Raw genomic sequence first — 11688 nt, forward strand, 5'->3', positions numbered from 1 at the left:
CAGTCACCTCGGCGTTTCGGAGACGGCCGGCCACGCGTCCCCCATCCGCTGACGAACCGGTGCCGTGTGAACCCCGCACATACGTGTTAGTTCACAGAAACGTGTCAAATACGTTTCGTCGATTCCCGTTGTCCGGTCTCTGACTGTCCCTGGATACCTCTCGCGACCTGTAAAATGCGGCCCAGTCAGTCACAATCCACCGGATTGGTCAGACGTCCCATCCGGAGATCCCGATTCGGTGCCACTCTCCCTCGTATCGACCGTACTCGAGGTCGCCGGGGACCTCGGATTCCAGCTCGGAGAGGTAGTCCTGGAGGGCGTTTGCAGCCCCCTGATTCGGATCCGCCTCACCCTCCTCGCCCGGGTCGTCGTCACACACCTCCAGTCGGCCGTCCTCTTCGCGAGCAGTCAGGAGGAGCTGTTCGACCTCCTCGGGCGGTGAATCGATCGTCGTCCCCCGTTCGGCAAAGATCAGGTCGGCGAACGCCGCCGTGTCGCCAGCGACGTGGTCGGCGGCGTAGGCGAGCCGGCGTGCAGACGACGTTCCCTCGCCGAGGTCGTCGATCGCGAAGTGTCCCCCGCCGGCCCCGAGATACGATTCCTCGATTCCCGCCGCCAGGTGTGAATCCTCCTGGTCGTCGGGGTCGAAATACGCGACGACGAACGGTCGGGATTCGAAGTCGCGGTCGCGCTCCCGGGACGCGAACAGTTCCGGCTGGTAGTCGACAGCCTCGCCGACGCGGAGCCGATCCTGGAACGGGAGCTCCGCGTACGACAGCGTGTCAGCCGGCTCCGGCTCCGCGGGAACGTCCTCGTCTCTGCGGAGGCGATACTGTGGGCCCGTCACGTCCCCCTCGGAGACGACCGTCGAGGAGAACTCGTAGTAGTCGTCGCCGGTTCGGTAGTAGGTCACCCACCCCAGCGGATCGCGGTGTATCGTCTCGATTTCGACGTCGTCGCCGTCGAGCACTCGATCGAGGAGCGTCTCGAACAGTTCGGGGCGGTCCGCCGTCGCGGGGGCGGCCTCGCGGTCGGCAACGTCCTCGGCATCGACTGGAGAGAAGATGACGGTTCGACCCTGGGAGCAGCCGCCACCGACGGAGAGACAGCCGGCGAGGCCTGCGGTCGACACGGCAGCGACACTGGACAGGAGGGCACGGCGGCGCATAGTCGGTGTTCGGGGTCGGGATACGAGTGTTTTGTGCCGGGAGATGGTGGAGAGGTGTCGCGCATCGGCGGAGACGAAAGACAAAGCAATGCTTAAGTTCGGACGTCGGGTAGATTGGTTCGCGGGTTGGTGGTCTAGCCAGGTTATGACGGCTCCTTCACACGGAGCAGGCCGGCGGTTCGAATCCGCCCCAACCCATACGCTCACTTCGTTCGCGTGAATCCCCAGACTGCAGAGGGGCCCTTATAATAAACCGACCTCCTTGGCCAGTTCATTCCAATAGGTTCCCTACTTCGTCCCGGAGCCTTGTGGCGTTTTTACCGAAGAAGCCCACCTGCTTAATGCTTGCTACTTGTTGACAGAGTGTTATCTGACTCGGGGCACTGTACAGCCTTACTCACCTAATCCAGAATACACCCTTGTTGAATCAAGCGCGTGAAATACGTCAAAAGAGGAGCGTTCATATAATTGGTTTCAAGGGAGTGATTTCACATACCTATCTGGCCAAGCATTTGTTAGATAAAACGTGCGTATTCAACGGGTTTAAAAATCGCATTGACGACCATTTAACACAAATGAGTCCGTGTTCGAGTCCATGATACAAACTCAGATTGGCGAACTGATTGTCGGTTCCTACCTTCGTATTATCCAGGATTGCGAATTGGTTTCCTACAACCAGCGATCGAAGGATGCAGGCCGCCAAATGGAAATTGACGTTCTCGGAGTTGAATCGCAATCTGGCGAGCAAACTGTCTATGCCTGTGAGGTCGTGACCCATCTTCATGGCACACTCTACTCCGGTACCCCCGACGAAGGATGGTGGAATAAGTATGGGAATGAAGGCTATCAATACACACTCAATCGACTTTGGGAGAAATTCGAGGAAGACCTCGATCTGCTCAAAGATGTCTTCGATGACGCTGATAATTATCGTCTTCAGTTCTGGTCGCCGGTCGTTCCCAAAGGGACGCTTCCTGAAGGATTTGAAGAGATGCAAGAACGGTTTCGGGACAAACACGGCGAGGATATTGAGGTTCTAATCAATGAAGACTACACGGTTAAGATTAGAGAGCTGGAGAAGGAAGCCGCTCGTACTAAGAAGAGTTATGACGAGCCTGCGTTCAGGTTCCTCCAGGTTCTCCAGCACCTCAGAGAATAGTGATTTCCGTAGTTAGCTATTTTGTTTGCTGAAACATCCGGTAGGTAGGTGTGCTGGATGACCGACGAAGATACACATCAACTAACTCGTGTGTACTATGATATTCAAAGATATGCCCTACAGTTATTGTCTAATGAACCTGTTCCGGATCTCTATTTTGACGCTGTATAACCAGCAAGAATGGAAGTATGGTGTTCAAACTACCCCCGCCTGACTTCGGGAACATCGATCAACTGGCGCGGTTAGAGACATAAAACGGCAGTACTCCAACGCTCATATAATCCAGAACATCACCGAGTCCATGGTGAAAGTCAGGTTATATATCCATCTACTCGTTCCCTGATGGACACCAAATTTAAAACAACAAGAACATCCCCCGGATCGACACGCTAATGATCGACCTGGATTTCGAGGGTTCAAAAGACGCCCCGGATTCGGAGTGGGCGCGAGAGATGAGCGCCCTTCTCGTCCGAACCCGGATGATTGCAACGGCGCTGTTAGAAGCCGACCGCGAGCAATACTGGCGGGCTTCGCTGTCCGGTCACAAGGGCGTCCACCTGTACGTGGATTTCGAAGCCCTGGACCGAGAGATCGGGACGGCCAACCAGTTCCGGAACGGCGTTGCAGAATACACCAATGACTTTCTGGAAACACTCAAAGACGAAACCGGGTTGACCAATCTGGACGACTACATTGACGTTGTTTCCGGGCGGGACTTCGCCCGGCTAACTCGTCTTCCGAACACGATACATGACGGTGCAACCGAGCGATTCGGTGAAACCCGATTTTGTGTTCCGGTAACAATCGAAGAACTTGCACAGATTACTCCCAAGGAGTATATCAATCTCACCCGGCGTCCTCGTCCAATTCCGGATGGGTGCAAGCGTGTTACCAGCAAGAACGCCCGCCGACTGCTCACCCGTGCGATACGAGTGGCACCGGACACGGGGCGCGTTCCTGTTGTAACCAACTCTGCGGGGAGCAAAGATACTGGCCGAGTGAAGACATATCAGGAAGAAACTGTGAACGATGCAATGGATCTTGACCGGTTAAAGATTCATCTTCGACCGTTCACCTGGGATTTCCGAGAGCGAGAGGATATGTTTTCCCACGGCCATGAATCGCACATAATGGAGATCAACTCAAACTCTGCCGAGTTTGTCCGCACTCATTTTGATACCACCAAAACAAGCCATATTTAATCACAAATTCATAATTGTGATGGTTACACCCTAAATCACACGCATGCACGGCGAGACATGATGAAATCTGCGTGTTAAATAGATACTTTTATGTGTCTGGGTATCATTTGTAAAAGGGGGGAGAAGTGCGACGGGTTCTGCGAGAAATCAGTTATCCAGGAGTGGAGGGTATCATATCCCTTAATGTAGTATCTCCACCGACCGGTCAGCCATAACTTCACCACAGTTGAACCAGTTGTGGTGTTGTTAAGAATAGTTAGAAACCCCTCAGAGACATACATGTCTATAAGCACGAAAAACCTCGAAACACGTCTCGAACCGAGCCAACTGTCTGAAGATCCATATCGAGAACCATTCGAAAAGGAGACGGCGATTCATATGGAAGGAACAGACACGCACTACACGATCACCTCATACAAGCGAGTAGCATTTGCGAAGCTACTTGCCCATCCTGAATTCTCCGTGAGTAATCTTTCTGTTCTTGACGGAGACGATCAATACCAGTCGATTAATTCGCTTTCTGTAGTCGTTGACAATCCTCAACTAACCATCATCGGCGTCACGGGGCAACTGCCAGTTGGCTCCGTGTCTATTGGCTCCACACGCAATAGTAACAGTCAGGCAGATATTGTGAAGCGATTCTACTAATAATTCAGTAGCAGGTACGTGCTATCGGTCTGTTAATTCACGAACTGACGTACTCTACACTAAGAGAGAGAAGTCTATGTTATGATGCCAGAATCACCAGACTGTGAACCGTTCATGCAAATAATCGACGGACAGAGTATATAAACCCAGACGTGAGTCTATCTTCGTTCATACGGAGTGAGTTACATCTCCGTCATGAATGAGGCGGCCTGTACAGGCCATCCGCTCAGAGCTTAATCACCCGACCTTATGTCAACAATAGATAATTCCACGGCAGATACAGTTTCGACCGATACGGCGATCACGGACATTCCCGATCAATGGAAAGAAATTCCTTGCGTTCAGTATGGCTTCCTCAAGGACAATGGCCCCAATCGCACACCAAAACTCCGTTGTATCTTTGATCCGATCCCAGATGACGCCACGACTGCCAGTCCTGTATATGTACTGACACGCGAACAGTATCAGCGCCAACAGCAGCGAAAAAATGGCTACGATGTTAAGCATTACACCTCGGTAGCAACAAAACTCCAAGACGAGTGCGAGGTTAACGACCGAGTTCTCTATCCAATCCACGTCGAGAGCGACGTGTACCCTGAGGAAGGGGCAGATACCCTCATCGAATGGTTCCACGAATTCGTGGAAGGCTACCTCAAGGTACCGTTCCCCACATGTGAGTTATACTTCTCAGGGAATCGCTCTATTCATGTCCATGTCCCCCGGTTCGTATCGGAAGAGAACCAACGAAAACGGCTCAAAGAACGAGCCAAGACGTTCTGTGAAGAAACAGACGCAAAGTTGGACTGTGCGCTCTACGATCGAAAACGACTGTTCCGACTACCCGGCGTAGAACATGCGAAGACCGGGCTTCAGAAAGTCAAAATTGAACCCGAGTGGGAACACAGCCGGATCATTCGAGAAGCATCTGTATCTGCCGCAGAAATCCCAGAGACGTATGAGGCAGTCCTACGGGGTGTTTTCCTCAAGCCTTCTCTGACAGCGAAGTCAATGCAGCTAACCGACTATAGGCCTCACGCCCTGTTCCGAACTCTTGATACGGACAAGACAGTGTTGGAAGTCTCCTGTGATAAACGGGAAATTGAAACACCCCTTATCGAACAGAAGGAATCTCCAGATGGTCCCATTGAGGCAATCAGATGGCATCAGTACAATGCCAAAGAGTTCTCACCGTATGCGCTCGCAACCGGGGGCTCTCGGAGTATTGCAGTCGTGAAAGTCAAGGGGACGCCATTCGCCCGGAGGAAGGTTAGAACTGGGAACAAAATCCGACCGATCCATGCCCTGATTCCGGCGTATTTTTATGGAGCGAGGGGTTGTGCGGGCAGAGAGTTTACGAAGGATCACAAACACGCACCGCTCCAACTCTCCAAGCGCGACTACGAGAAGTGGAACTTCGAGGTGGGTGAGAACGTAGTCATCATCGGCGGAAAAAGCAACCGATCTCGAATCTTTCGCGTTGAGCGGTGGCAGGCGACTGTCGTCGGTCATGCACTGACAGGCGAAGGCGCAAGTCGGCAAGACGCATTTGATTACTTAGAAAATGAGGGGTACGATATAGGATCGGCAGGAAAATCCAAATCAAAGCCGTTGACCGAGAAGTTGGCTCAAAAAAAGAAGACGAATTCAGGTCCAAACGCAACAACACCAGAAAATCTGAGTATCTACCCTGCTCGAGAGAATCCAAAATCAGCCGCCGAAAGGTATCAACGAACAGCCGAACAAGAAGGCATTGAGCGGTTATCCCATCCCGAGCTTGTCAGTGTTGCAAGCAAGCACTTAGCATATGGGTGGAATCCAACGTGGGAGTGGTTCAAAAATCAGTTTGGATCGAACTTCAGCCCAGAAGAGACGTGGAAACAACTTCGTAGTATTGTCCAAGAGTACCCCGAATATGATCATGTAGAGATTCCTCCAAAACCGTGTTGATCTCGAACACCATCTCAGAGTTTCAGATTGTGGAAAATGTGATGTTCTGGAGGGTATCGAGTCAATAGAGGCAAACTTCGACAATCCATCAAAAGGAGAATACTACCGAATCGACTATTCTTGTTCTAACTGTTTTTGAAATCATCGCGGTCCAGAAGATACGATGGGGAGTAGTACCGCCACACATACCACTGAAGCACCCAGACGATTTCTGCAAAGAGAAGGAGTTGTGCAGTCACCGACAACGACTCAAACTGGGTAGCACCCACGTAGATAGAAAAAGGGATCGCGGCCGTCCATATAAGAAACGAGACCACCCATAGAAACACGAAGACTGTCCCTTTCTTTCCAAGTAGTTCCGGATTCTTACGAAAATTCATCATCATTCCAACGAACGATTCAGGATGATTTGTGTGAGGTCCCTTCCCAGTAACTGCCACTTGAATTCCCCTAATAACTTCACCCCGTTTCAGGGGGTTTGCTTCTGGGCCACCCGGTCCGAACACGTTTCGTGATAGCCCGTGGAAGTACACCGCTGAAAGTAAACTGAAGAATGCAATCAGTGGAAGCCAAGGAAACTCAGGGTACCAGTCTGAGAGCCACGGGACACGCGGATTGATCATGAGTAGAACAAGGCCGGGGAGATATAGGCCAGCCATCCGGAGGTCAAAAAAGTCTCGGGCTACGGTCATGTAGTAGTCAACAAAGTTCGTCAATATAAAAACTGAATACTTATGTTAAATACGCATCCTGTATCTTGTACAACCTTGAGAACAGCCTTAGTGTAGCTTCAACCGTGACAGTATAACGTTATCTCCTCTGGGCGCGCATCTACTGGAATGGGAGGAAAGAAATATCTCGTCGATCTCAATGAGGAAGATCGCAAGACGTTGGAATGGTTCATTTCCACCGGTGAACGGAGAGCGCAGGATAACACACGCGCACGCATCCTTCTGAAAGCTGACGACGGGCTCACTGATGCGACGATCAGTGAGCACGTCGGTTGTCATCCACAAACCGTCCACAACGTCCGCAAGGACTACACCGAACGGGGGCTCGCGGCGATTCATCGCCGCAAGCCCGACCGGGAGTATGAACGCAAGATCGACGGCAACGCCGAAGCTCATCTCATCAAACTCGCGTGTAGCGAACCGCCAGAAGGACACTCTCGGTGGACACTACACCTCCTTGCCGATGAACTCGTTACCCTTGACGAGATCGACTTCGAGTCGATCTCTCACGAGGCCGTCCGACAGCGGTTAAAAAAACGCCCTGAAACCTCATCTCTCCAGCTACTGGGAGATACCTCCAGAACAGGACGCTGACTTCGTCTACTACATGGAAGATGTTCTCAATCTCTACCACGAACCGTACGACGAAACCCGTCCAGTCATCTGTTTTGACGAATCTAGCAAGGCTCTACGAGGACACGACCGCGACCCGCTCCCGGCCCGACCGGGAGCGGTCGCTCGTTCCGATCACCGCTACAAACGCAACGGGAAACAGCGACTCCACCTCTCGACAGAACCGCTAACTGGCTGGGTGAACGTCGAAATTACCGAGAAGAGGCGAACAACAGAATGGATCGACCGAATGGTCGAACTCGCAGATATTCACTACCCGGATGCGGACTGCATCCGGGTTGTGATGGATCAACTCAATACCCACAAGCCTGCTGCCTTCTACCAGTTCTTCCCGCCAGACCAAGCGCAGGCGTATCTTGATCGGTTTGAGTTCCATTACACGCCCAAGCGTGGGAGTTGGCTGAACATGGCCGAAATCGAAATTGGCGTCCTCAAACGACAGTGTCTTGATCGACGTATCTACCACGCAGCGACCCTCCGTGCGGAGGTCGCTGCGTGGCAAAAGCGCCGCAATACAGACAATCGATCCATCGACTGGCAATTTGCCACTGACGATGCTCGAATCAAGCTCCGCCAGCTCTATCCAGTTGAACTCAAAGAGAACCTATAGATTTAGAGTTGAAGCTACACTTAGCAACTTAATGAACGGGATTTCAACTGACCCGACAGTGTCTAAGGCGGAAATCCGTACATTGCGTCGGAATACATGAATTTGGCAAGAACATATGAAAACTCAGGTTCTGAGGATAACGAAGGGGTCTATTGTGTGGCACCATGCTTCCCTCTTGGGTGAACTGTACTTAACCACAAGAGTCACTGAAACCCATCAAAAGTCGGCTTCTGAAAGAAGTAAATGTCCAGCAGTGACCTCTACTCTGTGTACCAGATAATTCGGAGACTGTCGTCTATGTTCCTCCAAGTGGGCCCCTAATCTCCCCTTTAGTTGGTACCCTCTTGATTATTCACATAACCCCCATTAATAGATGTTCTCTGAATAGTAGTCTCGGTTGTAGTATTACTAAATAGTATCTCACGAGAACCTCGATATGTTATGGTGCGAGAATCACCAGACTGAGGCGAGGTAACCACGATGAAAGGAATCAATAGTATATAAACGATGAAATCAACCATCTGAGGGTCGAGAGGCGTCTTCGGGGAGAGTCTGATACAGACCTCGCGTACGCCCACGCGAGCCTGCACGCTCACTATGAAAGCCGAGAAAACCTCCTCTGTGAGAGTAGGGAGATGACCTTTGTCAGCTTCGATGATGAGCTCACGACGCTCACTCGCGCAGTAGCGACGGGTACTCGATGCCCGCCTATCTGGTTCCAGACAATCGTACTTGACGAGCGAACAGGCGTATTTGACGGTTTGATCTCAGAATGCGGGTTTTCTCGGCTCTCACGATCTTCTAAGGCCAGTTGACTCCCTCCCGAGCGGTACCTGCATGTAGGTACGAGAGAGACTGAGATACTGCGCTGTTTATATGTAGTCTCTGAGTTTCAAGACGTAGTCGTCCCGCAGTACCCTGTTTTTTGCAGCATGACATAGGTCTCTCTCCTGGAGAAAAACCAAACGGGGTACAGACACGGGCGGTCCCGGGAGTGTTACAAATTCTATAGATAACGCGGCCTGTGAACTCACCGAAAAGATGCCCATGCCAATAGCCCGCAAAATCGATGAGACGTGTCCACGGTGTAGCCGTTCGAATAACGTATGGATGTTCAAAAAGCAAGAAGGAACCGGCATCAAGAAATGCTATACCTGCAAGTTGTGTGACTGCGAATGGTCAAGGTGGGACAAGACTAATTCGTAGGCGTTCCTCTGCACCAGTATCCCGCATGAAGCAGTTCGACGAAGGCGATAGAATCCGGATTGATATTCCCGATACAACGGACGCAGATCACGACCGCTATCACGGAGTCCACGGAACGATCGTCGAGACACTGGAAGACGACGCAGGAGAAATAACCGGTGAACAGCAGGATGGGATGCTATTTCGGGTGGAACTGGAAAGCGGAGAGATCATAGATTTCCGAGGACGAGATCTTCGTCCACCAATCGATGGGGAAGCATAGTTGGAAAGGACAGTTCATCAACCCGCTTGACTCTATATTGAGCGTGTCATAAATACTCACTCTTGTGGTATGTTGAAAAGATCATTATTATTATTCTAGAAGGCATCGAGATTCCACATCTCTCGGTCGATATCTATCTTCACCGGGTCGTTGTGCTCAGCGCTCAGATTGTAGATCTCGGTCAGTTTCTCGCCGTCAAGAACCAGAATGCCTTTCTCTGTTAGTTCAGCCACCACCTGGTCGCTGAGTTCCTCGGGCATCTGTGGCGTGGCGATTACCGGAACGATCTTCCGGAGAGAACTTTCCATTATGTCGATATCAGAGAATTCCGGATCTTCCTCGCGGATCACCGCGGCAATCTCTTCAGTCCGGTCCAAGATTGATTCCTTCTCGGAGATCCGTTTGTTGGTGCATTCCACGAACAGGATTTGGGAGCCATTCGGTCTATGGGCTACTAGGTCCACCTCGTCGTAAGGCAGTCCTTCAGATTCACGGGACCAGTTCGGAATTTTGAAGTCAGATTCGCCGAACCACTGGACGAGATACCCCGCGGTACTTAACGTATTCAGGACCGCTATTTCGAAGACGTCAGGATTGTCACCCTGAAGATAGTCGGGGAGCGTGTCACGCTGGTCGTATTCGTCGAATATCCGGTACCGTGAGTTGACCGAGAGGCCACCTTCTCCGCTCCGGGTGTAGTGATCTTTGAATCCTAAGATTTCATCGCCGACAAAGAGGAGAATATACGCTCTTTCGACCTCGTCGAAATCAGGGTTCTCAGTGAATTTGAGCCGCCCATCGTCGGTTTCCTTGAGGTCTTCATCGGCAAATTCGATTCGCCATCCTTTCCGGGTACCGTAGGGTCGTTGCGGCAGAATGCTGACAGCGGCTTGGTCTTTGATTTCCTCCGGAATGACGACATGGACTACGTTGTCCTCGCTGACTGTGAATTCGATCCTTGTTTCCGCGAACACCAAGATCTCAGGATCGGATTTTGCCTTACCGCGGAAGTGGTGGTCGAAGTAGTGGTACTCACATTTGGCTATGTCGTAGTACGGTTCCTCCGCTCGCTGGATCCGATGCTCAAGCTCGTTGACGACTGTGTTGTACTCGTCTTCTTGGTCGGAGGAGAGCTCAACAGTGAAGACCACGTGAACCTCCGTGCTGGGCCGGTCTTCGAATACTCGGCCCTCACGATCACCTCCAAACCTCTGTTCTGGTCGATGCTTTAACATCTCGATGTTCACGCCCTCGCCTACCACCGACTCTCCCTCAACAAGATCCCATAGGAGGTCAAACGGATCGTTTACCGTCTGTTCTACGATTTTGAACGCACCTTCGGAATATGGGATCACCTCCTGCTGCTCCAATTCTTCCTCTGAAAGGATGATTTCAGCGTTTGGGACCGTTACGCCGTCTTCCAGTTTCACAGTTGAAGAACGAATCACTGCCGATTCCCACAGGTCACCGAACAATGACTCGTACTGCTCTAACTCGGATTCGCAATCTACCCCAGTCATTCAGTTATTAGAGGAGAACATGGTCACCCGTAATCAACCCTTGGCAGATTTAACTGAGTCCGAGTATTAGGCTGCGTGAAAGGTGATTAACCTCCTGAAGGGATCTGTTATCGGGTTCACATCGAAGCTAATGCTGCATTCGCACGATGTATCTTATACACCTCACACAATCTTTCAGTAACTGTCAGAACGGGAAGGCGAGTATGGGAGACGAGTCTGTCTGACAAATATTACTCCTGAGTTTGTTTTTCAAGTTCATCAAGTCGTTGGCGAAGAGTGACAAATCTAAAGTAAGCCAGTAGCACGAATAGAACGAAGGCAAACAACAATACCCAAAGCGTGAAGCCAATAGGAGCGGGGAAGACCTCTACCTTCACGTCTCTACTGATCGGTACTGTAGCCCCGAAAAAGTAGACGTAAACCCCAGTCAATAGCCGGATTCCAAGGCCACCGATTATTGCGCTTGCTGGTGCTAAAATAATCCACTTGAGTACTGGATGTCTGTCAAACCAAATACTCAGTGAACGAGAGAGATAGTGCACTCCCTCTCTTAATCGGGTGAAAGCTTCAATGAGATTGTCTGAACCCTTCTTAATGTTTGT

The 11688-nt window shown here is 51.2% G+C and carries 10 protein-coding genes and 1 tRNA gene; 7 read left to right on the forward strand and 4 right to left on the reverse strand.

Annotation, left to right across the window (positions count from 1 at the left end):
- Nucleotides 1–208 precede the first annotated feature (208 nt).
- Complete coding sequence (locus RH858_RS04750; RefSeq protein WP_259535085.1) at nucleotides 209–1168, reverse strand: hypothetical protein; 960 nt, start codon at nucleotides 1166–1168, stop codon at nucleotides 209–211.
- A gap of 123 nt (nucleotides 1169–1291) precedes the next feature.
- Between RH858_RS04750 and RH858_RS04755 the strand changes: the two genes are divergently transcribed.
- The 4 genes from RH858_RS04755 to RH858_RS04770 all read left to right on the forward strand — a co-directional run bounded on the left by RH858_RS04755 (nucleotide 1292) and on the right by RH858_RS04770 (nucleotide 6124).
- Nucleotides 1292–1366, forward strand: a tRNA-Val gene (locus RH858_RS04755).
- A gap of 397 nt (nucleotides 1367–1763) precedes the next feature.
- A complete protein-coding gene (locus tag RH858_RS04760; protein ID WP_310561242.1) occupies nucleotides 1764–2327 on the forward strand; it encodes a hypothetical protein in 564 nt (187 codons plus the stop codon).
- A 392-nt stretch (nucleotides 2328–2719) separates the two neighbouring features.
- Complete coding sequence (locus RH858_RS04765; protein WP_310561243.1) at nucleotides 2720–3529, forward strand: hypothetical protein; 810 nt, start codon at nucleotides 2720–2722, stop codon at nucleotides 3527–3529.
- 897 nt (nucleotides 3530–4426) lie between these two features.
- The gene (locus RH858_RS04770) at nucleotides 4427–6124 is read left to right on the forward strand and encodes a hypothetical protein (RefSeq protein WP_310561244.1); all 1698 of its coding nucleotides are present in this window, start codon (nucleotides 4427–4429) and stop codon (nucleotides 6122–6124) included.
- A 125-nt stretch (nucleotides 6125–6249) separates the two neighbouring features.
- Here RH858_RS04770 and RH858_RS04775 read toward each other — a convergent pair whose 3' ends face one another.
- Entirely contained in the window at nucleotides 6250–6816 is a 567-nt protein-coding gene (locus tag RH858_RS04775) for a hypothetical protein (RefSeq protein WP_310561245.1), read from the reverse strand.
- A 147-nt stretch (nucleotides 6817–6963) separates the two neighbouring features.
- Between RH858_RS04775 and RH858_RS04780 the strand changes: the two genes are divergently transcribed.
- The 3 genes from RH858_RS04780 (at nucleotide 6964) to RH858_RS04790 (ending at nucleotide 9566) form a co-directional block, all read left to right on the forward strand.
- Nucleotides 6964–7449, forward strand: a complete 486-nt coding sequence (locus tag RH858_RS04780) for a helix-turn-helix domain-containing protein (RefSeq protein WP_310561246.1) — start codon at nucleotides 6964–6966, stop codon at nucleotides 7447–7449.
- Nucleotides 7427–8098, forward strand: a complete 672-nt coding sequence (locus RH858_RS04785; RefSeq protein WP_310561250.1) for an IS630 family transposase — start codon at nucleotides 7427–7429, stop codon at nucleotides 8096–8098. Before RH858_RS04780 ends, RH858_RS04785 begins: the two co-directional genes overlap by 23 nt.
- Before the next feature lie 1231 nt (nucleotides 8099–9329).
- A complete protein-coding gene (locus RH858_RS04790) occupies nucleotides 9330–9566 on the forward strand; it encodes a hypothetical protein (RefSeq protein ID WP_310561247.1) in 237 nt (78 codons plus the stop codon).
- A 95-nt stretch (nucleotides 9567–9661) separates the two neighbouring features.
- Here RH858_RS04790 and RH858_RS04795 read toward each other — a convergent pair whose 3' ends face one another.
- A complete protein-coding gene (locus tag RH858_RS04795) occupies nucleotides 9662–10996 on the reverse strand; it encodes a hypothetical protein (protein ID WP_310561248.1) in 1335 nt (444 codons plus the stop codon).
- 320 nt (nucleotides 10997–11316) lie between these two features.
- Nucleotides 11317–11688, reverse strand: a 372-nt coding sequence (locus RH858_RS04800; RefSeq protein ID WP_310561249.1) for a hypothetical protein, incomplete at its 5' end; no start/stop codon positions are given.

This window comes from Halalkaliarchaeum sp. AArc-GB (genome assembly GCF_031432225.1).
In the GTDB taxonomy this organism is placed as follows: domain Archaea; phylum Halobacteriota; class Halobacteria; order Halobacteriales; family Haloferacaceae; genus Halalkaliarchaeum.